Genomic DNA, 22338 nt, shown 5'->3' with positions numbered 1-22338 from the left:
GATAATGGCTGAAATTAAGACGGCTGAGATAAAGGTTCCACCGCTGAAAAAGCTTACAAACTACCCGGAGAAACTTGCTCCAGGCCACAGGCTCTGTGCAGGCTGTGGGGCTTCAATTATTATCAGACAGATGTTTATGGTTGCAAACGCCCTCGGCTACGAGCTCATTGTTGCTAACGCAACAGGCTGCGTTGAGGTTTGTACATCCATTTACCCCTATACTTCCTGGCGTTCTCCTTGGATTCACAACGCCTTTGAAAACGCAGCTGCAACAATTTCAGGAGTTGAGGCTGCATACAAAGCCCTTAAGAGGAAAGGGAAGCTTCCAACCGACAAGAAGGTTAAGTTTGTAGCCCTTGGAGGGGACGGAGGAACTTACGACATCGGTTTCCAGTCCCTCTCTGGAGCTCTTGAAAGGGGTCACGACTTTATCTACGTTTGCTACGACAACGAGGCCTACATGAATACAGGAATTCAGCGTTCTTCAGCTACTCCTAAGTACGCAAACACTACAACCCAACCTGTCGGTTCTGAGAGTTTAGGAAAGCCGCAGCACAAGAAGTGGATGCCAGAAGTCGCTGCTGCCCACGGAATTCCTTACGTTGCTCAGGTTGCTCCTTCCCACTGGAAGGACTTTATGGAGAAGTTCAAGAAAGCTCTTTTAACAGAAGGACCTTCCTACATTAACGCTTTCGCCGTTTGCCCAAGGGGTTGGAGATCTAAGGAAGAAGAAGGAATCTTGGTTACCAAGATGGCTGTTGAGACCAACTACTGGCCTCTCTTTGAGGTTGAGAACGGCAGGTGGAGAATTACACACAGGCCCAAGAACCCTAAGCCTATAGAAGAATACCTCAAACTTCAGGGAAGGTTTAAACACTTGTTTAAGCCGGAAAATCAAGATAAAATCAAAGAGCTTCAGGAAGAGGTCAACAGGCGTTGGGAGTGGCTCAACAAGATGGAGGAAATCTCTAATAGGGAAGAGTGATGCTGAGTTTAAGGCCGGAAGAGGATAGGAAGTTAAGGGAGCTCCTAACAGAGCTTAACAAGGAGAGCAAGTCAAAAATAGTTCTCCTCATAGACAAGTCTGGACAACTTATTAGCCGGAGTGAATCTCCGGCTTTCTCTTCAGACGACATAACTTTTGCTTCTTTAACTGCAGGAAATGTTGCAGCTTCGGAGGCTCTCTCTAAACTCCTTGGGGATAAAAATCTCAATCATATGTTTACAGAAACAGAAGAAGAAGGTATTTATATGATTCTTATCGCTGATAAGTATATTTTGGTTTCTATCTTTGATAAGAGTTCATCAAACTTGGGAATAGTGAGAGTTAAAATTAAAAAATATTATGAAAATTTACTTGAGATTCTCAATCAAATAGAGGACAGGATAAAGGGAGAATCTTCCGTTACCGAGCATATAGACATTGAAGATATAGACCTTGATACTCTCTTTGAGTAGGGGATTGAATGCCGTTTGTTAACTTTGCTACAAAAGAGATAAACTGTAAAATTGTTTACTACGGACCAGGGCTATCAGGGAAAACTACTAACATTAAGTGGATTTACGATCACATAAAACCGGAAAACAAAGGTGAGATGATTACTCTTGCTACAGAGACTGAAAGAACTCTCTTTTTTGACTTTGTTCCCATTGAAGTTTCAAACGTAAAGGGTTTTAAAGTGAGGTTTCACCTCTACACAACTCCCGGTCAGATCATTTACCAGGCAAGTAGGAAACTCATATTAAAGGGGGTTGACGGAGTAGTTTTCGTTGCTGACTCTCAGGAAGAGAGGCACGATGCCAACTTAGACACTTTAGACGATATGTTGGAGAACCTTAAGGAGTACGACATAGATATTGAAGAGCTTCCCCTTGTTTTCCAGTATAACAAGAGAGACCTTCCCAACATCCTTCCTGTTGAAGTTTTAAGGAAGGACCTTAACAGGTGGAACAGGCCAGACTTTGAGGCGGTTGCTACTAAGGGAATTGGAGTTCTTGAAACATTTAAAGAAATAACCCGTCAAGTTCTGAAGAAGCTCAAAAAGTGAGAGACCTAATCTTAGAAGTTTTAAACTCCGAAACAGAGGAGTTTTACGAGTTTCTGTTTAAGGCAGGCCGTTTAAGGTTTAAACGCTTTGGGAATTTTGTAGAGACCTGTGCCATTTTAAACGCAAAGAGTGGCCACTGTCCTTCAGACTGTAAGTTCTGCGCCCAGTCTTCCCACTTTAAACTTAAGGTAAAGGTTTACCCGTTACTTCCGGAGGAGGAGTTCCTCTTAAGTGCCCTCTCCGCCTTCGATTTGGGGATAGACCGATTTAGTTTTGTGACCAGCGGAGTTTCTCCAACCAAGGAGGACTTAAAAGTTATTGGAAAGGTCGTTGAACGTTTAAAGTCTGAAAGGCCTGATTGTAAAGTCTGTGCCTCTTTGGGACAGTTGAGAAAAGAGGAGCTTTCCTTTTTAAAGTCCTGCGGTTTAGACAGGTATCACCACAACCTTGAAACCTCAAGGGAGTTCTACCCGAAAATCTCTACACTTCAAAAGTGGGAAGACCGATACAGGACAGTTTTAGAGGCTAAAGAGGTCGGTCTTTCAACCTGCTGTGGCGGTATATTTGGACTTGGAGAGAGTGAGGAGGATGTAGTTTCCCTAATTGAGAGTTTGAGAGAGCTCTCTGTTGACTCAATTCCCGTCAACTTTCTCCACCCCATAAAAGGAACTCCGTTGGAGAGAGCAAACTATTTGACTCCTTTAAAGTGCTTAAAGATTTTAACTGCCATAAGGCTTTCAATTCCTGAGGCAGAGATAAGGATTTGCGGCGGAAGGGAAAAAAACCTGAGGGAGCTCCAGCCCCTTTCACTACTTCCTGCCAGCGCCCTAATGGTTGGAAACTACCTGACTACTAAGGGTAGGAACCTTAAAGACGACTACCAGATGATTAAAGACTTGGGGTTAAACTCCAACTTAAGACTTTCCTCAGGTTAAAAAATTCCTTATATTATTGCCAGCTCGGGGCGTGGCGCAGCCTGGTTAGCGCGCTTGGTTCGGGACCAAGAGGTCGGGGGTTCAAATCCCCCCGCCCCGACCATCTTTAGAAATAATTCTCTTTATCTCCTCAGCCTTTTTAATGGCAGCTTCTACAACTTCAGGGTCAAACAGTTTACCTTCTTCTTTCTCTATATACTCTAATACCTTTTCAAGGGAATGCGACTTCTTGTAAGGTCTTTCAGCAGTCATTGCCTCTATAACGTCTGCAACAGCAACTATCTTTGCTAAAAGAGGTATCTGATTGCACTTAAGCCCTTCCGGGTAGCCGCTTCCGTCACACCTTTCGTGGTGGTATAGAACTATCGGTATTATCTCCTGAAAGGCTTTTACCGGATTTAGAATTCTATATCCCCAAACCGGGTGTTCTTTAAGTACTTCATACTCTTCAGGTGTTAGCTTTCCCGGTTTGTCCAGTAATTCCGGAGGGATTCCGAGCTTTCCTATGTCGTGGAGGAGAGCTCCCAACCTGAGCTTCTCAATCTCCTCTTCACTGAGCCCCAAAGCCTTTCCTATTTCAACGGAGATCTTGGCAACTTTTTCGCTGTGCCCCCTTGTCCAATGAGATGTTGCGTCTATTGCATTTGCAAGGGCTCTAACTGCTCCGAACAGGAGTTCTTCTTTCTCTTTCCTCTCTTCTACTACCTTCAGGGCTCCCGAGACTATTTTTCCGATGGTTTCCAAAACCGTTTCCGGGAGGTCTACTCCGTTGGTAATTAGGAACTTAATTTCTGGAGTGATAGATATTACTTTTCCACCCTTACATTCCTTACACAATTTCAAGTCCTTAAATTTGAAGAGGGCCTTTAGAGAAGGAATGATTTCCTTTAAGAGCTCCTCTTCACTAGTTGCTGTAATGAGAACGTTTAAAACTTCCCTTGTAAAGAAGAGTAGTTTTCTGTCAATCTCCCGTTCCTTCTCAAGTTCACTATACATGTTAAGAACTTCAGAGACGATTTTCTGGAGCTCTAAACTCCACTCTTTACCCTCTAACTTCCTGAGGCCTCCCTTTTTCCAGCTGTCAATGGCTTCAACGATCTCGTTAACTGAGGATTCGCCTCTCCTGATGATTAAGTAAACCAAGAGTTCTAAAATTCCGAACAGGACTAACAGGAAAGCGCTTAAAAAGTTCCTGATAAAAGAGAGCAGATTGGCAAGTTTCTCCGTTGAGAATGAAACCTCTATTTTCGCAGGAACTGGGTAGGGGAGATCTTTTAATACAGTGAAGTAGCAGGGGGTAAAGAGGTCTTTTTCACACCTTTTAAACTTTACAGGTTTTCTAACCTCTACCAGCGGCTGAGTTGAGAACTCTTTAATGCTTATTCCGACGACGTCCGGGTCGTTCTCTACAACCTTTTTCAGAACAAAGTAGATTTCCCCGTAGTTGTAGCTCTTCAGAAGGGAGCTTACGTAAGATGATATGAGCTCTGCTTCAGTGTTTGCCTTCCTCTTAAAGTCATTTTCGGTGCTTATCTTCACCAGGTAGGTCGTTCCGGAAAATAGAACGAGGAAGAAGAGTAAGAAAAGAGTAGCTGTAGGGAGAAAAATTCTTCCAAACAGTGTTTTAGGATTTATCAGCCTTGATAGCATCCATTAGCCCCACAAGCCTTGAACGGTGAAGTTCCTCTCTCTTGAGGAAACTGTAAATTTCGTCTCTGTATCTCTTTGACTCCTGAAGGTCAAGTATCTGAGTGTAGAGTTTTATGGCTGCATTTTCTCCCTCAATGTCTTCCTCTATCAGCTTTTTGATTTCTTTACCTGTTTGAGGAGGCCATAAAGATACCGTTGGATTAGCTCCTTCTTTTACCAGTATCTCTGTAAGCCTTCTGGCGTGGACTATTTCGTCGTACATATTCCCTTCCAGTGTTTTTTTTATCTTTTCGTCAGATATCAGGCCGCTGTGGTTTATATACTGGACGATTGCTCCATATTCGTGGGCTATCGCTATGTTACACAGGAATACAAACGGAGGGTCTCCCTGTATAGAGGCCTTGGCATTAACGGGAACCACGAATGGGGCAAGGGAACCGAAAATTAGTTTCAGAAAGCCTCTTCTTTTCATTTCTCCTCCAGTTCTGAGAATCGGTATTCACTAATAATTTTATTGCTATTTTATTGCTAATGTATAATGAATTAGGGATGGTATTGGAGAGAAATAGTTGAACTTAACAGAACCTGAAGTCTATAGGCTTCTTTCCTCTTACTCAATTCCTGTTCCCCGCCACTTGGTCTTTAAAAAGGGAGAGCTCCCCGACTGGAACACCTTTCCTGCCGTAGTTAAAGTCGTCTCAAGGGAAATTTCCCACAAGAGTAACGTTGGAGGAGTCCTCTTTGTAGACAGCAGGGAAGAACTTAAAGAGGCGGTTTCTCTACTTAAGAGGAAATTCCCTCAGGTCAGCGAGTTTATTGTTGAGGAGAAACTCTCAGGTATAGAGGCTTTTATCGGCGTTAAACGGGACTCTTCGTTTCTACACGTTCTTGGAGCAGGAACGGGAGGAATTTTTGTTGAGCTTTTTAAGGACGTTGTGTTCATTCCCGTTAAGTCGACGCGGGAAGAAACTGAAAACCAGTTAAGGAAGACGAAACTCTATAGGCTTATTAGAGGTTTCAGAAACTTTAAGGGGAACCTGGAGCTCTTTTTAGACTTTTTAGAAAAACTGAAAAAACTGCTCCTTAAGAATCCCCAAATTTACGAAATGGACTTAAACCCGGTCTTCATAGCCGAGAACTACGTAGTTCCGGCCGACGGAAGGGCAGTTTTAAAGGAGGTTGAGAGGAGGAGAGAGTTTATTCCACTGCCAGACAAACTGTTCAGACCGAAAAGCATAGCAGTCGTTGGAGCTTCTACAAATCCCAAAAAAGTCGGATACGCTTTAGTTAGGAACTTAGAGAGGTTTAAGGGAAAGGTTTTCCCGGTTAACCCAAAGTATGACAGGGTTTTAGGGTTTAAGTGCTACCCTTCCGTTAAGGATATTCCAGAGCCCGTTGACTGCGTCCTCGTTGCCGTCCCCGCTCCTGTTGTCCCTTCCGTCTTAAGGGAGTGCGGTGAGAAGGGGGTAAAGCTTTCAGTTGTTGTCTCTGCGGGTTTTAAAGAAGCCGGTAGGGAGGACCTTGAGAGGGAAGTTGTTCAAGTTGCAAAGGAGTTTGGAATAAGGGTTTTAGGTCCCAACACTCTCGGCTTTATGGTTCCTTCACTCGGCCTTAACGCTTCCTTCTCAACTACACTTCCGCCTGCCGGAGAAGTTTCGTTTCTATCTCAGAGCGGAGCTCTTATAACTGCCGTAGTTGACGCAGCGGCTAAAGAAGGCATCGGTTTTTCAGAGGTTATAAGCCTCGGAAACCAGTCTGACGTTGAGCTTACCGAGTGTTTTGACTTGGCCGTTCGGAGCCCCGACACGAAAACGGTCCTCTCCTACGTAGAGGGGTTGGAGCTGGGGTGGGAGCTCCTTGACTTTGCCGGGAAGAAACCGGCCGTATTCATAAAGGCAGGCAGGACTGAGAGGGGTAAGAGGGCAGCCCTTTCCCACACAGGTTCTTTAGCTGGGGATTATAAAGTCTTTAAAGATGTTCTTGAGTCTAAAGGGGGAGTGGTCGTTGACTCTTTAGAGGAGGCTTTTGACTGTTGCCGCTTCTTCACAAGCTACGGCAGACTAAAAGGAAATAGACTCTTAATCGTTACTAACGCTGGAGGTCCCGGAACTTTAGCGGCAGACTACGCAGCTGAATTCAGCCTTGAGCTTATTTCTGTTGAGCCTGTAGTTGAGGAGCTCTCCAAGTTTCTTCCACACAACTGGAGCAGGATAAACCCGGTTGACCTGATTGGAGACGCAACTTCAGACAGGTATAGGAAGGCCTTTGAAGTCCTTGAATCCCTTGGCTGGGACTGCTGTCTCGTAATCGTAACTCCTCAGTCTATGACAGATGTACCGGAGATTGCATACGAGGTTGTAAAGCTCAGGGAGAGGAGCGGCAGGGCAGTTGTTGGCTGTTTTATGGGAGGCCGTTCTGTTTCAAAAGGCGTTGAAATACTAAAGAGCGAAAAGATTCCAGTCTATCCAGACCCTTACAGGGCAGTTAACTCAATAAGGAGGGGAGTATGGAGTTCTCAGTTATCATCGGAGGAGAAGCGGGAGAGGGAATAAAGGAAGCGGCTAACCTTCTCTCAAAAGTTTTAGTCAGTATAGGCTATTCTGTCTTTACCTACCACGACTACCCTTCTCTAATTAGAGGAGGCCACAACTTCTCAACCGTCAGGTTCTCTAACGAGGAGGTCTACGCCCCCGTAAAAAAGGCAGATTACATTGTGGCTTTAGACGACAGGAGCGTTAGACGCCATAGGGAAGACGCAAAAGAGAACACAGTTTGGTTCTTAGACGAGAGGGTAAAGGAACCGGTAAACGGGAAAATTATAAGGCTTCCCTTTAGGGAGAAAGCTAAGGGTGTTATGAGGAGTTCTGCCGTTCTGGGAGCTCTCTTAAAGGCCTTCAGGATTTCCAAGGAGGAGGGTTTATCACTCCTCAAAGACCTTAAGAACTTTGAAGAAAACAGGGAAATCTTTGAGTTCTTCTACGACTCATCTGAAGAGCTGGAAGAAATCGTTGAAGTTGAAGGAATTAAAGGGAAATACTTCTCTGGAAGTGAGGGAGTAGCCCTTGGAGCGGTAGACGGAGGCCTTAACGTCTACGTTGCCTACCCTATGACCCCAGCCTCTCCAGTTCTCCACTACCTTGCAGCACACAAGAAAGAGTTCGGAATAAAGGTAGTTCAGCCTGAGAACGAGATTGGCGTTATAAACATGGTTCTTGGGGCAGCCTACGCAGGTGGAAGGGCGATGACGGGAACTTCCGGAGGGGGTTTTGCCCTTATGACAGAAACTTTAAGCCTTGCCGGAATGAGTGAAACTCCGTGTGTCATATACCTTGCCCAGAGGGGAGCTCCCTCAACTGGCGTTCCAACCTATACAGAACAGGCAGACCTTCTCTTCTCCCTCTTTGCAGGTCACGGAGACTTTCCCAGAATCGTTGTTGCTCCCTCTAACGCTTTGGAGTCTTACCTCTTAACTAGGGAGGCTATGAACCTTGCCTGGAAGTTCCAGGTTCCCGTGATAGTCCTCTCAAGTAAGAACGTTGCAGAGAGCTTCTTTACCCAGCCCTTAGAGAGGGAGATGGTTATTGAGGAACCAAAGCTGTGGGACGGAAGCGGAGAGTACAAGCGCTACTGGATAACTGAAGACGGCGTCTCACCCTTGGCCTTTCCGGGAACTAAAGGAGCAGTCGTTAAGGCTACGAGCTACGAACACGACGAGTTTGGAATAACAACAGAAGAACCGAAACAGATAGTTGAGATGAAGGAGAAGAGGGAGAAGAAGAGGGAGACCATAAGGAAGTTCTTTGAGGAGAAGGAGAACACCGTTTCTGTTGGAGGAGACACGAGCTCCAAGAGAGTTCTCTTAACCTGGGGAGAGAACTGGGGAGTCTGCTGTGAGGTTGGAGAGGAGCTTGGCTACAAGGCAGTTAAGCCCAACTACATGGAGCCTTTTCCGGCTAAGAGGTTAAAAGAGGAGCTGAAAGGTGCAGAAGAGGTTGTCGTTGTGGAGCTCTCCCCGGCAGGCCAGTTTGAAAAGCTTTTAAACCTTTACGGGATAGTTCCAACCGGCAGGTTCAGGAAGTACGACACGAGGCCAATTTTTAAAGAAGAGTTTTCTGAATTCCTTTCAAGGAGGGAGAGATGAGCGGATTGAACCTTAAAACTTACGCCGAGAATACCTGGTGCCCCGGATGTGGGAACTTTGGAATACTGAAGGCCTTTGAGATGGCAGTTGAGGAGCTCTCCTCTGAAATCCCAATTGAGAACCTCGTAATTGCCTCTGGAATAGGCTGCCACGGAAAGATTGTTGACTACATAAACCTTAACAGCTTCTACTCAATCCACGGGAGAGCTCTAAACAACTTAGAAGGTATGAGGCTTGTAAACGATAAGCTCGTCTGTGTAGGATTTGTGGGAGACGGAGATATCTACGCAGAGGGGATCTCCCACCTGATATTCGCCGCAAAGAGGAATGTAAACATTACTGCAATAGTCCACGACAACCGATCTTACAGCTTAACTACAGGTCAGTTTACCCCTACGAGCCCTTCACACTTTAAGGGAAAGTCAACCCCCGAAGGTCCCCCCGAAGACCCAGTGAACCCTGTATTAGTTATGCTGTCGGCCGGAGCCACATTTGTAGCAAGGGGTTTTGCCGGAGACATTCCCCATCTGAAAGAGCTGATAAAGGCGGCGATAAAGCATAAAGGCTTTTCCTTCATTGACGTTCTCCAGCCTTGCGTAACCTTCTACAACACTTTCCCTTACTACAGGAAGCACTGCTACAAGCTGGAGGAAATAGGCCACAACCCGAAGGACTTTGACGCTGCAGTTAAGAGAGCTCTTGAGTGGGACTACTCTCAGGACAGTGAAGACTCAAGGATTCCAATAGGAATCTTCTACCAGGTGGAGAAGGAGACCTACGAGGAGAGAGTTTGACACTAACCTATAACTGGTCTATATTTTCCTCTGCAAGTGGCGACGTGGCTCAGGTGGTTAGAGCGGGCGGCTCATACCCGCCAGGTCGGTGGTTCGACTCCACCCGTCGCCACCAATTTTCTTTTTTACCTAACCTATGGAAAACATTAAGTTAAAGGTCAAGAGGGCAGTTGCCCGGTTCTCCCTATTTCCTGAAAACTCCCGCGTTCTCGTAGCCCTATCTGGAGGTCCCGATTCAGTTACGCTCCTTCACGTTCTCCTTTCGCTAAAAGAGGAGATGAACATTACCGTTGGAGCCGTTCACGTTAACCATATGCTTCGGGGAGAAGAATCGGAGAGGGACGAGGCCTTCGTTAGGGAGCTCTGTAGAGACTGGAACGTTCCCCTCATAGTTAAGCGGGTCAACATCCCTGAGGTATCTAAGGGCAAGAACGTTGAGGCTACTGCCAGAAGGGAGAGGTACAGGCTCTTAAGGGAGGCTTTAAGTGAGTGGAACGGAGACTTCGTTGCCCTTGGACATACGGCCTCTGATCTTACAGAGACCGTCCTTTTAAACCTTACGAAGGGTTCCGGAATTAAGGGCTTAAGGGGATTCCTTCCGAAGAGAGACATCTTCGTTCGCCCCCTTTTCCTCGTTACGAGAGAAGAGGTTGAAGCTTACGTTGAGGAGAACAGACTACCCTTTGTTATTGACAGCTCAAACCTGAAGACTGACTACGACAGAAACCTCATAAGGCTGAAGGTTGTTCCTGTTCTCAAGGAGATAAACCCCTCTTTAGAGGAGGCAGTTCTCAGGGAGACGGAACTCCTTAGAGAGCTTGAAGACTTTATTAGTGTTCAAGTTGGTCCTATAGTCTCTTCTCACTTGAAGGACGGGACTTTCTGCGTACCCTTAAAGGTTTTAAAGGAGCTCCACCCCTTTCTCCTGTCGGAAGTGTTCAGGGAGGCCTACAGACAGGTTTCCGGTAGGGAGCTCTCCTACAGAAGCGTTGAGGAGATAAAAGAAGCCCTTAAAAAAGAGGGTTTTAAGCGGTTTTCCTTCCATTCTGGAGTTGTCGTTTATAAAACTCAGGAGCTCCTCTGTATTGAACCGGAAAGAAAAGACGTTGAGGAAGGTTTCTACTACGAGGTAAATCAAGTTCCTTCAACTGTTAAGACGCCTCTCTACACACTTAAGTTCCGGCTCAACTCGGGGGTTCCTCTTGCTCCCCTCTCTTCTTTTAATGAGACAGGTATAATTGTCCGGAGCAGGAAACCCGGGGACAGATTGAGGTTAAAAGGTTTCTCAAAGTCTTTGAAGAAGTTTTTAATTGAGAAGAAGGTTCCTGCCCACTTGAGAGATCGACTCCCCGTTGTTGAAACCAGAGGAGAGATTATTTTTATTCCTCACCTCTACAGGAAGGAGATAGAGGTAAACGGAGACTTTGTTGGAGTTGAACTTGAACCGGAAAGTAAAGGTTTTAATAGGGGAAGAGGAGATTGAGAAAAGGGTAAGGGAGCTCTCAGACGAAATATCCCATAGCTTCCCGTTTAACAACCTGGTTCTCGTTTCCCTTCTTAAAGGGGCGTTTGTCTTTACGGCAGACCTTATCAGGGCTTTAAACCTTGACGTAGAGGTTACTTTTATGGCTTTAAAGAGCTATAGGGGTGAGAAGAAGGAGGAGCTCCGTTTAACCTACCTTCCTGACCTTGATCTTAAAGGAAAACCCGTTCTGATAGTTGACGATATATTTGACACGGGGGAGAGTTTAGAGTTTGCCTATAAAACAGTTGTAAGTATGGGAGCTTCTACCGTTAAAACATGCGTTCTCCTTGATAAGGAAGTTCCAAAGAAGACGGAGCTCCGCCCCGATTTTGTCGGCTTTAAAATCCCAAATTACTTTGTTTTAGGTTACGGATTAGATTTAAACGAGAAGTTTAGAGACCTGCCGTTTATAGGATACTTTGAAGGAGCGGAGAATGGATAAGATGAAGGAAATAGTAAAGAACTTGGTTCTCTGGCTGGCCATAGCCCTTATGATTATTCTGGCCTTTAACTTCTTTAACTCCGGCCAGATGAGGACATCCCAAGAGCCTTTTTCTACTTTCGTTTCCCAGGTAGAGAAAGGGGAGGTTAAGAAAGTTGTAATTCAAGGCCAGAAAGTCGTCGGTATTACGAAAGAGGGAACGCCTTTTGAGACCTACCTTCCCCCTGGCTACAACGACATCATAAAGAAAATGGCAGAGAAGGGAGTTGAAATTCAGGTTAAGCCGGAAGAGGGGAGCCCTTGGTATATAACAGTCCTCGTTTCGTGGCTTCCTATGATCTTCCTGATTCTTCTTTGGCTCAGTATGATGAGGCAGATGAGCGCAGGTAGCAACAAAGCCCTCTCCTTTGCGAAGAGCAGGGCTAAAGTTTTCATAGACAACAAACCGAAGGTAACGTTTAAGGACGTTGCCGGAATTGACGAAGTTAAAGAGGAAGTTTCAGAGATAGTTGACTTCCTTAAAAACCCTAAAAAATACCAGCAGCTCGGAGGAAGGATTCCTAAGGGAGTTCTCCTTGCAGGACCTCCAGGAACCGGTAAGACTCTCCTTGCAAAGGCTATAGCGGGAGAGGCCAATGTCCCCTTCCTATCCGTCAGCGGTTCTGAGTTTGTTGAGATGTTCGTCGGCGTTGGAGCCTCAAGGGTTAGAGACCTCTTTGAGCAGGCAAAGAAACACGCTCCCTGCATTGTATTTATAGACGAGATAGACGCCGTTGGAAGGAGGAGGGGAGCAGGAATCAGTGGAGGCCACGACGAGAGAGAGCAGACTCTAAACCAGCTCCTTGTTGAGATGGACGGTTTTGAGAGCTCTGACGGAATAATCGTAATAGCTGCAACGAACAGGCCAGACATCTTAGACCCTGCCCTTCTGAGGCCTGGAAGGTTTGATAGGCAGATCCACGTTCCCCTTCCGGATGTTAAAGGGCGTTTTGAGATACTCAAGATTCACACGAGGAATAAGCCCTTAGCTGAAGACGTTGACCTTGAGGTTATAGCCCGTTCAACTCCCGGCTTTTCCGGAGCAGACCTTGCAAACATCGTAAACGAGGCCGCCCTTATAGCTGCAAGGAAGAACCACGGAAAGATAACTATGGAGGACTTTGAAGAGGCTAAAGACAAGGTTACTATGGGTATAGAGAGGAAGAGTATGGTTCTCTCTGAGCAAGAAAAGCTCACAACTGCCTACCACGAGGCAGGCCACGCCCTTGTAGCTAAACTACTTCCAAATGCAGATAAAGTCCACAAGGTTACAATTATCCCACGGGGTAGAGCCCTCGGAATCACACAGCAGCTTCCTGAGGAAGACAGGTATACCTACACGAAAGAATACCTCCTTGACAGGCTGGCTGTTCTCTTTGGAGGAAGGGTTGCTGAAGAGCTTGCCCTTGGGACTATATCAACTGGAGCCGGAAACGATATTGAGAGGGCAACAGAGATTGCAAGGAAGATGGTTGCCGAGTGGGGAATGAGTGAGAAGATAGGCCCCCTTGCAGTTAAAATAAGGGAGCAGTTTGGCGAACCTGTGGAGCTTGTAAGTGAAGAGATGAGGAGGCTCATAGATAAGGAGGTTAAGAGGATAATTACGGAAACTTACAACAGGACGAAGGAGCTCCTTTCACAGAACATGGACAAGCTTGAGAACCTGGCCAGAGCTCTCCTTGAGAAAGAGACCCTAACGGGAGAGGAAATTGATAGGGCGATAAACGGGGAGCTCCTTAAAGAACCCCCTGAAAAGGGAGATTCCGGAACTTCAGGTGGGGATTCAGAAAAGAAAGAGAAGAGAGAAGGTAATTCCTCTGTAGAAGGGTTCGGTCTTAATCCACAGCTGGAGGCTTAAGAGTTGGCGTTTGACAGAGAGAGAATAGAGAGAGCAGTTAGGGAAATCCTCATTGCCATTGGTGAAGACCCAGACAGAGAAGGCTTAAAGGACACTCCAAAGAGAGTTGCAAAAATGTATGAGGAAGTTCTTGGGGGGTATAACGACTCTCCCGAGAATCACCTGGTTCTCTTTACGGAAAAATACGACGAAATGATAATTGTTAAAGACATCCCCATCTACTCAATGTGTGAACACCACATGCTTCCTTTCTTCGGAAAAGCTCATGTTGCCTACATTCCCGGAGACAATAAGGTAACCGGTCTTTCAAAACTTGCTAGAATTGTTGACGTTTACGCCAAAAGGCTCCAGCTTCAGGAGAGGATGACAGAACAGATAGCAGATGCTATTATGGAAAAACTCGGAGCCAAGGGTGTTATGGTCGTTGTAGAGGCACAGCACCTCTGTATGATAATGAGAGGTGTAAAGAAGCCCGGTTCCTACACGGTAACCAGCGCAGTTAAAGGGGTGATGAGAAACGAACCTACAAGGATGGAAGCCCTTTTCCTCATAAAAGGTGGGTCATGAGATTTTTAAAGTCGGTTTCTCTTTCTCTGATCTTATTTTCCCTCTCCTCTTGTGCATCTCTGTGGGGAAACGGAAAGAAAGAGAGCCGTCGTCCAGCTCCTCCGCCACCTTCACCTGCTGAACAGAAGGTAAGCAAAAAGGATAAGGCAGAAGGCTACTACCAGATAGGAATAGCCTACTTAGAGTTGGGGGAGATTCCCCTTTCTCTTAACTACCTTTTTAAGGCGAAGAAACTGTCTCCTGACGATCCAAAGATATACAACGCTATAGGCTTGGCCTTTATAAGGAGGGGAGATCTTAACAGTGCAGAGAAGTATTTGAGGAGAGCTCTATCCCTAAATCCCAACTTTTCAGAAGCTTGGCTCAACATGGGAATACTCTACGAGGAGAAGGGGGACTTTAAGAAAGCAAGGGAGTGCTACCAGAGAGCTCTATCTAATCCTCTCTACTTAACCCCAGAAGTCGCCTACTATAGGCTTGCTCTCTTAGACGAAAAACAAGGAAACCTTGATAAGGCTAAGAGAGAACTGATTCTCGCCATAAGGAACAACAGCGACTACGTTCCGGCTTACCTTGAGCTGGCAAAAGTTTTGAAGAGCCAAGGTAATGTTGATAAGGCAAAGGAGGTTTATTATAGGCTAATAGAGCTCTATCCCAACCTACAGCAACCTTACTGTGAGCTTGGTAAAATTTACAAAAAAGAGGGAGACTTAGACAGAGCAGTGAAGTTCTTTAAGAAGTGTATTGAAGTAAAGCCCACTTCTCCACTTGCAGCAAAGGCCAGAATGGAGCTTGATGAGTTAGATGAGAACAGTCCTTAACGGGTTGATAGTTCTGTTTATTATTATCACGGCTGTTTCTTTAGGCTTTTTTATTTACTACCGTTTAACCTTTAATCCATCTGCCTCTTTTACCGGAAAAGTCAGTGCTGTTACGAGTTTAAATTCTGAAAGAAGTTCTGTTTCAAAGCCAACTTTAGAAAAGGATAACCAGGAAAGTGTTCCTGAAGACCTTCTCTCTCAGGTAGAAAATCTGTCATCTGTCGTTACTTCTTACTTTGTAAAAGTAAAAAATGGAACATCAGTTTACCCGGCGCTGGTTTTTAAAATTGTTCCTTTAAGTGGGGGATTGAAAGTTTACCTTTTGACCTTTTATCCTATGGAGTGGCCGTTTGTTAAGGTTTCTATTATGGGTGAGACTTTGGGAGCTCCCCAGGAAGTTTATCAGTGTCCCGGAGGTTTTCTCCTATTGGGTTATAGCGTTAGAGGAATTTTCCCCGTGGAGGTTGAAAGGGGAGAGTTGGGACAGTATGGAGTTCTGATTACTTGGACTGGAAGTGATTTTTACCCAGAACTCTTTGATGAGAGTAAGGGCTGTAAAGACATCGGTTTTGTTTTTAACCTATCGGGAGATTTTTCTGGAGTTTGCTTTGGTGGAGTTTTCTACACCGTTAATGAGCTCTACAGCTCTGTTCCCGACAGTTGTAAAATAATCTTTCAACAGGAGGGAGAAAATGGCAATTTACAGGGCTAAAACAGACAGCTGGTATGTAGAGAGGATAACCTCTTTTCTTGCCGGTTTCTTCGTCTTTGTAAGCGTTCTCTTAGGCCTTATAACCGGAAACAAATATTTCTTCTACTTTACGCTTTTTGTAGGCTTTATGCTCATGTTCTACGCAGTTACAGGAATATGCCCTTCTTCCATTCTCATCCACAAGCTTGGCGTCCCTTCCCTCCTTGAACGTTACTGTAAAGAGGAAGACAAATGAGAAAAGTCCTTGTTCTTCTGCTTCTTCTCTCAAGTGCCTCTTACGGTGCTTCCCCCTACGTTCCTTTAGAGCGCTACCAGAGGGAGTATAAACTCTTAGAGAGAGCCAGAGAGATAGGTCTTGTAAAGGAGCTTGATCTCACTTGTAGACCTCTTACTGAGGAGGACTTTGCGAGGGCTCTCGTTGAAATTTATAACAACAGGAGTTTAGACCCTTCGCTTGCCAAGAGAATATTTGACGAGCTGTACCCAGAGTTTAAGCCGACTGTTGATTCCCTTTTGAGGAGAGAATCTTACAATTACATTAAGCCTTTAAACGACCTATCTCTTGAAGCCTACGGTCTTTCAGATGTTAGCCAGTATAAACTTCCCTACAGTGAAGGATTTGAGGTAGATAGGGGTTTTAACGGAAGGTTTCGTTTCTCTTCATCAGCAAAGTGGGACAGTGTTGTTTTTTACTTAGAGCCGGAAGTCAGAAACACAACTGTAAGGCTTAACAGGGGTTATATTCTCTTTGAGAAGAAAAATATTAGGGTCTCTTTTGGAAAGTCAAGTGTTGTGTGGGGAGCTCCCTATAACGGTGGCCTTCTCTTTACCGATAACGTTAGACCTTGGCTTATGTTTAGACTTGAGAACCCCCATTTTGAGAAGTTTCCCTGGTTTTTAAAACCAATAGGGGATTGGAAAATATCAACTTTTGTATCTCAGCTTGAGAAGGAGAGACCTCGCTCTTACGCTCACGTAATAGGAATGAGGTTTACTTGGCGTCCCTTTGGTTTAAAGAGCTTGGAGATCTCTGCTTCAAGGGCAATTCAGTTTGGGGGCGCTGGAAGGCCTAACTACCATTCTCTCAACGATTATTGGAACGTTTTCCTGGCAAAGCAGGAGAACGAGTCCGGTTCAAGATACGATAACAACCAGTTGATGAGCTACGAAGTTGTCTACTATATGGACTGGCTCAACAGGTTCAAGTTTCAGCCTTTTAAAGGGGGTAAATTCTACTTCATTTACGGTGGAGATGATGCAGTAAAACCCCGAGGTCCAGGAGGTTTTCCTCTACCTCTTGCTTCTGGTCACATTGCTGGGCTTTCCCTTACAAATGGTTACACCGATATGAACATTCAGTATACGGAAACTACAGATTCTGCTGCCCACTGGTATGCACACCACAACTATCCGGCAGGGTTTACCTACCACGGTTTTGTTATAGGTTCAGCAATAGGTGGAGATTCAAAGGAGATAAAGTTCTCCATCAGTCGTGACTTTTCCTTTGCCAATTTGGGGCTTTCCTATTCCTACCAGAGACACGGTGTCTACCACGCTGTTGCCGAAGAGAGGGTCCATTCTTACACTTTAAATCTTGACAGGAAGCTGAATCTGACACAACTTTTCCCTTTGAAAGTTTTCTCATCTCGGCTCTACTTTAGCCTTTCTTACAACCGGGCTGATAACTACTTAAACAGACCCGGAGAGGATAGAGACTACGTGGTTTCTGGCTTAGGTTTGCAGGTTAAGTTCTAAGCTGGCGTAGCTCAGTTGGCAGAGCGGGGCACTCGTAATGCCCAGGTCGGGGGTTCAAGTCCCCCCGCCAGCACCATTTCCTTTAACAACAATAACGTATAATTTCCGTAAATTCCCTTTCAGGAGAATCTATGAGTAGATTTGCCCTTATGCTTGATTTTAGTTTCTCTTCTGTTTTTAAAAACTGGAAGGCTGTTTTGGTTTTCTTCCTGATTATAGTTCTCCTCTTGATTTTTCACTTTGTTCCCGTTCTATCGTTTGTCGGGCAGGTTCTTACGTCACTTCTTCTTACTCAGATTGAGGTTTACTACGGTATAGGTTTTTTAAGGTCAAAGAGTAGAGAGGAGCTCCTCAATTTTCTCAACACTTCAACTGTTAGAAAGATATTCACTGAAAACCTTCAAATCTCGTCCGGAATCTTTTTGGCTTCGTTTATAACAACGACGGTTCTTAGCCTTATAACTGTCGGTTTTCTTATCCTAACCGGGGTTATCTACGATCTTAAAAGTGTGGACAACGTTGAAAACGCCCTTGTTTATGGTTTACTCTACTTCCTTGTTATTTCAACTGTATGGATTGCCTATTTTTACCTGTTTCCTCTTGGCGTCGGTTACAGTATGAGCAGGGAGAGTTTCGGAGAGGCTTTTTTAGGATTCTTCAGAATTTTTACCCCTACCTTCTGGAAAAAGTCAATGAGTTTTCAGTATTTTAAACTTGTAACTTTAGGTGGAATACTCCTTACGGTTTTTTCACTTCTTGCCTTTGTTTTCCTAATAACAGTTGTTCTCTCTCCGCTGGGAGCGGCCGTTCTCTACCTTACAGTCGTTTTCTGGGGTTCCCTATGTGCAGAGAGCTACAGAGTTTCTTTTTTAGAGCCTAATAACGGAGCTCCCGTTAACTAACGACTGAACCACGTCGTAAGCGTTTGAAGCCACTCCCACTTCAAGCTGGTCAAGGAGGCCGAAGTAGTCTAAACAGGTTCCGCAGCAGATTATCTCAACTCCCTTTTCAGAGAGCTCCTTCAGTGCATTCAGTATCTCTTCGTCGGCCCCTTTACAGGCCAACTTAACGGCCGTATTAATCAGAACTATTTTCTCAAGCATAGGGTCTGCGTTGAGGAAGGTCTTTATAAAACCCTTTATCAGTATCTTTCCAAGCTCCGGGTCTTCTCCAACGTAGGAAGAGGCAATGAGAACAACAGGTCTTCCTTTCTTATCTTTTTGAGTTTCTTCCTCTTTACCAGATTCTTTCTTTTCTCCCTTTACTGCAGCTCCCTTTATGATTTTTATGTAGAAAAGTCCGTCTCTTTCCTCAACTTCAACTGAACATCCCTCTTTCTGGGCGAACCGTTTTACGTTCTCCCTTGAGGCTTTGTTGTCAACAATTACGGTTATATCTCCCTCTTCTATCTGTGACAGAGCCTCTTTTGTTCTAAGAACCGGTATCGGGCAGGCCTGACCTCTACAGTCAACTACTTTCACTTTTTACCTCCTTAATCAGTTCTTTAAACTCCTTAAGCCTTTCAAAAGTTAGTCCCAGCTCTGCAACGGAGTTTTCCCCTTTTAAAACTTTCTGCTCTAAACAGAGTAAAAGCTCACAGGGAAGGCAGTAGTTGGCATCTTGTAAATGTCTTTCCCACATTTGGTTAAGGGGAAGTTCTCCTTTAGAAACCCCCAAGCTTTCTGTTCCCTGGAGATTGTCTTTTAAGTAGATAAACCTGCTCCCGTTCCACTCTGATTCAATGAGCGTATACCTACTGTCTCTGAAGGTTCTTATAACCCTCAACGTAGAGCCTCTCTGCGATTTCTCTGAATATCTGTTCTCCTATTCTCCTCAGGCACTCTTTCCTTTTTTCCTCAATTTCAGAGGCAGTTCCGTAGGCGTCGTAGAAGTCGTATCTGCTTATCTGGAAAACTGCTAAAGGTCTTTTGAAACCATACCTTATTAACTTTACGGTTGCTCCAACAGTAACCTGATATTCCCTTGCTACGTCTCTTCTGTCAAACCCAACTGCAGTTGATGAGATGTAGTCTACAGAAGTTTTTACAACTATTGAAACGTCTGGAATCGGTTTTAAGTCAACCTTGAAGCGGGGGTCTTCTGCAAATACATCGTTTGCGACCTGGGTGAATATTGCGTCTAAGGCCTCTTCGGAAGTCCGGTTGGTGACGGGTTCAAGGTAAACGTGTTCAAGTTTTTTAGGTGCCTCCACCCTCTCTGGAGTAGAGGCACACCCGAAGGTAAACAGACCGATTAAAAACAGAATTAGTAATCTCAAAACTACCTCACTACGATGTTAATAATCCTGCTGGGTCTATAGATAAACTTAAAAATCTCTTTCCCTTCTACGGCTCTTTTAACCTTTTCGCTTGAGAGAGCAATCTCTTTAGCCGTTTCCTCGTCTGCGTTTACGGGGAGTGAAACGACGTCTCTCACTTTGCCGTTAACCTGAACAGGAATTTTAACCTCTTCCCTTTCCAGGGCTTTCTCTTCAACCTCCGGCCACCTTTCACAGGCGAGAATTGTTACGTGGCCTGTCATCTCCCACATTTCCTCTGATATGTGGGGAGCAAAGGGTGAGAGCATGATTATTAGCTTTTCTATGGCCTCTTTGAGAGCTCCGTAGTCCCCTTCAGTTTCCGGTTTAAAAGAGGAGATTGCGTTAAAGAGCTCCATAATTGCTGCAATAGCCGTGTTGAACTTAAACCTCTCTGAGAGTTCTCTTGTAACTTTCAGGAGGGTCTCGTGAGTCTTTCTTCTGAGCTCTTTTCCACTCTTTGAGAGCTCACTTGGAAATTCCTGCTCAAAGAGGGAGCTCTTCTCAGAGACGAACTGGTAGACCTTCCTTAAAAACCTGTAGGCTCCCTCTATACCTTCAGTTTTCCACTCAAACTCTGCCTCCGGGGGAGCTGCAAATAGAACGTAGAGCCTCGTAGCGTCTGCTCCGTATTTCTCAACCATATCCTGAGGGTTAACAATGTTGAGCTTAGACTTACTCATCTTAGAAACTTCACCGTATTCTCTCTCAAGCCTATCCATCAGGCCTTCAAAGTCGTCTATAAACTTCTTAACCTCTTCCGTTCCAAGGAGTAAAACGGCGTTGTCTCCGATTGATATGTGATACCTCTTCATCAGTGATCCAATGGTTTCCGGGAACTCTGCTTTCTTTCCTGTTAAAGCCTCTATCAGCGCAGAAACGGGACTGTTCTCTTCTAAATTAAACGCTCTGAGCAGGTTCTTAACGCTTAACCACCTCTTGTTTACCATTCCTTGGGTTAAAAGGTTTAGGAAAGGTTCACCGGCCTTAAAGAAGAGTTCCTGCTCGTCCTTCCTCTCTGCCTTGAAAAGCCCCAAGTCCCTTAAGACTTTCGTAAAGAACCTTGAGTAGAGAAGGTGTAAAACTGCGTGTTCAATTCCCCCTATATATTGGTCAACCACCATCCAGTAGCCTGCTTCTTCTGGGTTGAATGGGAGCTCCGTCTCCTTCGGAGAGCAGAACCTTAGGAAATACCAGGAGGAATCAACAAAGGTATCCATTGTATCCGGGTCTCTCTTTGCCGGAGCTCCACACTTTGGACACTTTGTTTTTATGAACTCTGGGACCCTCTCAAGTGGAGAGCGCCCTTCACCGAGGAGTGGGGCATTTTCAGGGAGTTTAACCGGGAGCTCTTCCTCCGGGACTGGAACGATTCCGCACTTTTCGCAATGGACGACGGGAATTGGCGTTCCCCAGTAGCGCTGCCTTGAGATGTTCCAATCCCTGAGCCTGTACTGAACGGCCTTCTCTCCCTTCCCTAACTTTTCAAGCTCCTCTGTAATCCTCTTCTTGGCTTCTTCGCTCTTTAACCTTGAGAACTTTCCGCTGTTTATGAGGACTCCCGGTTCTGTGTAGGCTTCCTCAAGCTTTTCGGGGAGCTCCTTGCCTTCTGGAACGATAACCACCTTAACTGGAAGGCCATATTTTTTTGCAAACTCAAAGTCCCTCTGGTCGTGGGCTGGAACGGCCATAACGGCTCCAGTTCCGTATTCCATCAGAACAAAGTTTGCAGTGTAGACGGGGACTTTCTCTCCAGTTAAAGGGTGAACTGCGTAGACTCCTAAAAAAACCCCTTCCTTCTCAAGCTCTCCGCTTTCCCTCTTCCTCTTTTCAACTCTCTTCATTTTTTCAACAAACTCTTTAACTGCCTCTTCCTGCTCCGTTCCCTTAGAGAGCTCCAGCGTTAACGGGTGTTCCGGAGCAAGTGCGACGTACGAAACCCCAAATAGGGTGTCCGGCCTCGTAGTAAAAACCTCAATCGTTTTTTCCTTTTCGGGAACTTCAAACTTTACCTTTGCTCCTACACTCTTTCCTATCCAGTTTCTCTGCATCGTTATTACGGGGTCTGGCCAGTGGCCTTTGAGGAGCTCAAGGTCCTTTAGGAGCTCCTCTGCGTAGTCGGTTATCTTAAGAAACCAGCTGTCAATCTCCTTCTGAACAACCTCAGTTCCACACCTCCAGCACCTTCCTTCCTCGTCTACCTGCTCGTTTGCAAGGACTGTTAAACAGGAGGGACACCAGTTGACCGTTGCTTTTGCCCTGTAGGCAAGCCCCTTCTCAAGCATCTTTATAAAGAGCCACTGGTTCCACCTGTAGTATTCCGGAAGGCAGGTTGCTATTTCCCTATCCCAGTCGTAGGAAAGACCTAACCTTTTAAGCTCTTCCTTCATGTTCTCAATGTTTGAGAGAGTCCAGTCCTTAGGGTGAACTCCGCTCTTAATGGCGGCGTTCTCTGCAGGAAGGCCAAAGGCGTCCCAGCCCATCGGATGGAGAACGTTGTAGCCAAACATCCTCTTAAACCTTGCAACTACGTCCCCTATTGAGTAGTTCCTCACGTGTCCCATATGAATCTTTCCAGAAGGGTAGGGGAACATCTCAAGGACGTAGTATTTCTTCTTTGAAGGGTTAGGGGAACTTTTAAAAACACCTTTCTCTTCCCAGACTCTCTGCCACTTTCCCTCTATCTTTTTAAAGTCGTATTTCATCTAAACCCTCCAGTTGGTAAACTCTACTG

At 45.3% G+C, this 22338-nt stretch carries 22 protein-coding genes and 3 tRNA genes; 19 read left to right on the top strand and 6 right to left on the bottom strand.

The genetic code is table 11. The features are described 5' to 3' along the window. Positions 1–4 precede the first annotated feature (4 nt). The 5 genes from ACZ424_RS03335 (at position 5) to ACZ424_RS03315 (ending at position 3086) form a co-directional block, all read left to right on the top strand. The gene (locus ACZ424_RS03335) at positions 5–985 is read left to right on the top strand and encodes a thiamine pyrophosphate-dependent enzyme (RefSeq protein WP_464905098.1); all 981 of its coding nucleotides are present in this window, start codon (positions 5–7) and stop codon (positions 983–985) included. Next, positions 985–1458 carry a roadblock/LC7 domain-containing protein gene (locus ACZ424_RS03330; protein ID WP_464905097.1) on the top strand — a complete coding sequence of 158 codons (474 nt, stop codon included), beginning with the start codon at positions 985–987 and terminating at the stop codon, positions 1456–1458. Before ACZ424_RS03335 ends, ACZ424_RS03330 begins: the two co-directional genes overlap by 1 nt. An 8-nt stretch (positions 1459–1466) precedes the next feature. Next, the gene (locus ACZ424_RS03325) at positions 1467–2048 is read left to right on the top strand and encodes a GTP-binding protein (protein WP_464905096.1); all 582 of its coding nucleotides are present in this window, start codon (positions 1467–1469) and stop codon (positions 2046–2048) included. Further along, entirely contained in the window at positions 2045–2983 is a 939-nt protein-coding gene (gene bioB / locus ACZ424_RS03320) for a biotin synthase BioB (protein WP_464905095.1), read from the top strand. Before ACZ424_RS03325 ends, bioB begins: the two co-directional genes overlap by 4 nt. A 25-nt stretch (positions 2984–3008) precedes the next feature. Then, positions 3009–3086 (top strand) — tRNA-Pro (locus tag ACZ424_RS03315). On the opposite strand, the gene ACZ424_RS03310 is transcribed toward ACZ424_RS03315, so the two are convergent. Both ACZ424_RS03310 and ACZ424_RS03305 read right to left on the bottom strand, forming a co-directional pair. Next, on the bottom strand, positions 3065–4633 hold the full coding sequence (locus ACZ424_RS03310; RefSeq protein ID WP_464905094.1) for an HD-GYP domain-containing protein: 1569 nt from the start codon (positions 4631–4633) through the stop codon (positions 3065–3067). The genes ACZ424_RS03315 and ACZ424_RS03310 overlap by 22 nt on opposite strands. Next, positions 4608–5105 carry a ferritin-like domain-containing protein gene (locus tag ACZ424_RS03305; RefSeq protein ID WP_464905093.1) on the bottom strand — a complete coding sequence of 166 codons (498 nt, stop codon included), beginning with the start codon at positions 5103–5105 and terminating at the stop codon, positions 4608–4610. Before ACZ424_RS03305 ends, ACZ424_RS03310 begins: the two co-directional genes overlap by 26 nt. A 97-nt stretch (positions 5106–5202) precedes the next feature. Here ACZ424_RS03305 and ACZ424_RS03300 point away from each other — a divergent pair, with 97 nt between their 5' ends. The 14 genes from ACZ424_RS03300 (at position 5203) to ACZ424_RS03235 (ending at position 18189) form a co-directional block, all read left to right on the top strand. After that, a complete protein-coding gene (locus ACZ424_RS03300) occupies positions 5203–7185 on the top strand; it encodes an acetate--CoA ligase family protein (protein WP_464905092.1) in 1983 nt (660 codons plus the stop codon). Then, positions 7140–8774, top strand: a complete 1635-nt coding sequence (locus ACZ424_RS03295) for a 2-oxoacid:acceptor oxidoreductase subunit alpha (protein ID WP_464905091.1) — start codon at positions 7140–7142, stop codon at positions 8772–8774. Before ACZ424_RS03300 ends, ACZ424_RS03295 begins: the two co-directional genes overlap by 46 nt. Next, complete coding sequence (locus tag ACZ424_RS03290; protein ID WP_464905090.1) at positions 8771–9568, top strand: thiamine pyrophosphate-dependent enzyme; 798 nt, start codon at positions 8771–8773, stop codon at positions 9566–9568. Before ACZ424_RS03295 ends, ACZ424_RS03290 begins: the two co-directional genes overlap by 4 nt. A gap of 38 nt (positions 9569–9606) precedes the next feature. Beyond that, positions 9607–9683, top strand: a tRNA-Met gene (locus ACZ424_RS03285). Positions 9684–9704: 21 nt separating this feature from the next. Further along, complete coding sequence (gene tilS / locus ACZ424_RS03280) at positions 9705–11051, top strand: tRNA lysidine(34) synthetase TilS (RefSeq protein WP_464905089.1); 1347 nt, start codon at positions 9705–9707, stop codon at positions 11049–11051. Continuing rightward, positions 11008–11535, top strand: coding sequence for a hypoxanthine phosphoribosyltransferase (hpt, locus tag ACZ424_RS03275; RefSeq protein WP_464905088.1), 528 nt, complete (start codon positions 11008–11010; stop codon positions 11533–11535). The genes tilS and hpt overlap by 44 nt, the downstream gene beginning before the upstream one ends. Position 11536: 1 nt before the next feature. After that, positions 11537–13432 (top strand): ATP-dependent zinc metalloprotease FtsH, encoded by a 1896-nt coding sequence (gene ftsH, locus ACZ424_RS03270; RefSeq protein ID WP_464905207.1) that lies wholly within the window; start codon positions 11537–11539, stop codon positions 13430–13432. A 3-nt stretch (positions 13433–13435) separates the two neighbouring features. Beyond that, positions 13436–13999, top strand: coding sequence for a GTP cyclohydrolase I FolE (gene folE, locus ACZ424_RS03265; protein WP_464905087.1), 564 nt, complete (start codon positions 13436–13438; stop codon positions 13997–13999). Beyond that, a complete protein-coding gene (locus ACZ424_RS03260) occupies positions 13996–14820 on the top strand; it encodes a tetratricopeptide repeat protein (protein ID WP_464905086.1) in 825 nt (274 codons plus the stop codon). Before folE ends, ACZ424_RS03260 begins: the two co-directional genes overlap by 4 nt. Further along, positions 14804–15532, top strand: a complete 729-nt coding sequence (locus tag ACZ424_RS03255; RefSeq protein ID WP_464905085.1) for a hypothetical protein — start codon at positions 14804–14806, stop codon at positions 15530–15532. The genes ACZ424_RS03260 and ACZ424_RS03255 overlap by 17 nt, the downstream gene beginning before the upstream one ends. Further along, positions 15513–15767 carry a YgaP family membrane protein gene (locus ACZ424_RS03250; protein ID WP_464905084.1) on the top strand — a complete coding sequence of 85 codons (255 nt, stop codon included), beginning with the start codon at positions 15513–15515 and terminating at the stop codon, positions 15765–15767. Before ACZ424_RS03255 ends, ACZ424_RS03250 begins: the two co-directional genes overlap by 20 nt. Beyond that, the gene (locus ACZ424_RS03245; protein ID WP_464905083.1) at positions 15764–17287 is read left to right on the top strand and encodes a capsule assembly Wzi family protein; all 1524 of its coding nucleotides are present in this window, start codon (positions 15764–15766) and stop codon (positions 17285–17287) included. Before ACZ424_RS03250 ends, ACZ424_RS03245 begins: the two co-directional genes overlap by 4 nt. Next, positions 17288–17363 (top strand) — tRNA-Thr (locus ACZ424_RS03240). Positions 17364–17418: 55 nt separating this feature from the next. After that, positions 17419–18189, top strand: a complete 771-nt coding sequence (locus ACZ424_RS03235) for a hypothetical protein (RefSeq protein ID WP_464905082.1) — start codon at positions 17419–17421, stop codon at positions 18187–18189. Here the strand turns inward: ACZ424_RS03235 and yedF are convergent. Genes yedF through leuS form a run of 4 tightly spaced genes read right to left on the bottom strand, consistent with a single transcriptional unit; the run spans position 18157 to position 22309 of the window. Then, entirely contained in the window at positions 18157–18768 is a 612-nt protein-coding gene (gene yedF / locus ACZ424_RS03230) for a sulfurtransferase-like selenium metabolism protein YedF (protein ID WP_464905081.1), read from the bottom strand. The genes ACZ424_RS03235 and yedF overlap by 33 nt on opposite strands. Next, positions 18755–19072: a hypothetical protein gene (locus ACZ424_RS03225; protein WP_464905080.1), complete on the bottom strand. Its 318-nt coding sequence runs from the start codon at positions 19070–19072 to the stop codon at positions 18755–18757. The genes yedF and ACZ424_RS03225 overlap by 14 nt, the downstream gene beginning before the upstream one ends. Beyond that, positions 19041–19565: an LPS assembly lipoprotein LptE gene (gene lptE / locus ACZ424_RS03220; RefSeq protein ID WP_464905079.1), complete on the bottom strand. Its 525-nt coding sequence runs from the start codon at positions 19563–19565 to the stop codon at positions 19041–19043. The genes ACZ424_RS03225 and lptE overlap by 32 nt, the downstream gene beginning before the upstream one ends. Positions 19566–19567: 2 nt before the next feature. Next, on the bottom strand, positions 19568–22309 hold the full coding sequence (gene leuS, locus ACZ424_RS03215) for a leucine--tRNA ligase (RefSeq protein WP_464905078.1): 2742 nt from the start codon (positions 22307–22309) through the stop codon (positions 19568–19570). Between the last annotated feature and the right edge of the window lie 29 nt (positions 22310–22338).

This window comes from Thermovibrio ruber (assembly GCF_055380895.1).
This window is presented reverse-complemented; position numbering and strand designations above follow the sequence as displayed.

What these genes read in the sequence shown, in the direction of transcription:
- ACZ424_RS03310 (WP_464905094.1), bottom strand. Translation starts at nt 4,633, where the DNA reads ATGCTATCAAGGCTGATAAATCCTAAAACACTGTTTGGAAGAATTTTT.
- ACZ424_RS03325 (WP_464905096.1), top strand. Translation starts at nt 1,467, where the DNA reads ATGCCGTTTGTTAACTTTGCTACAAAAGAGATAAACTGTAAAATTGTT.
- ACZ424_RS03330 (WP_464905097.1), top strand. Translation starts at nt 985, where the DNA reads ATGCTGAGTTTAAGGCCGGAAGAGGATAGGAAGTTAAGGGAGCTCCTA.
- ACZ424_RS03290 (WP_464905090.1), top strand. Translation starts at nt 8,771, where the DNA reads ATGAGCGGATTGAACCTTAAAACTTACGCCGAGAATACCTGGTGCCCC.
- ACZ424_RS03305 (WP_464905093.1), bottom strand. Translation starts at nt 5,105, where the DNA reads ATGAAAAGAAGAGGCTTTCTGAAACTAATTTTCGGTTCCCTTGCCCCA.
- ACZ424_RS03295 (WP_464905091.1), top strand. Translation starts at nt 7,140, where the DNA reads ATGGAGTTCTCAGTTATCATCGGAGGAGAAGCGGGAGAGGGAATAAAG.
- ftsH (WP_464905207.1), top strand. Translation starts at nt 11,537, where the DNA reads ATGAAGGAAATAGTAAAGAACTTGGTTCTCTGGCTGGCCATAGCCCTT.
- tilS (WP_464905089.1), top strand. Translation starts at nt 9,705, where the DNA reads ATGGAAAACATTAAGTTAAAGGTCAAGAGGGCAGTTGCCCGGTTCTCC.
- leuS (WP_464905078.1), bottom strand. Translation starts at nt 22,309, where the DNA reads ATGAAATACGACTTTAAAAAGATAGAGGGAAAGTGGCAGAGAGTCTGG.
- ACZ424_RS03260 (WP_464905086.1), top strand. Translation starts at nt 13,996, where the DNA reads ATGAGATTTTTAAAGTCGGTTTCTCTTTCTCTGATCTTATTTTCCCTC.
- ACZ424_RS03235 (WP_464905082.1), top strand. Translation starts at nt 17,419, where the DNA reads ATGAGTAGATTTGCCCTTATGCTTGATTTTAGTTTCTCTTCTGTTTTT.
- ACZ424_RS03245 (WP_464905083.1), top strand. Translation starts at nt 15,764, where the DNA reads ATGAGAAAAGTCCTTGTTCTTCTGCTTCTTCTCTCAAGTGCCTCTTAC.
- ACZ424_RS03335 (WP_464905098.1), top strand. Translation starts at nt 5, where the DNA reads ATGGCTGAAATTAAGACGGCTGAGATAAAGGTTCCACCGCTGAAAAAG.
- ACZ424_RS03250 (WP_464905084.1), top strand. Translation starts at nt 15,513, where the DNA reads ATGGCAATTTACAGGGCTAAAACAGACAGCTGGTATGTAGAGAGGATA.
- ACZ424_RS03255 (WP_464905085.1), top strand. Translation starts at nt 14,804, where the DNA reads ATGAGAACAGTCCTTAACGGGTTGATAGTTCTGTTTATTATTATCACG.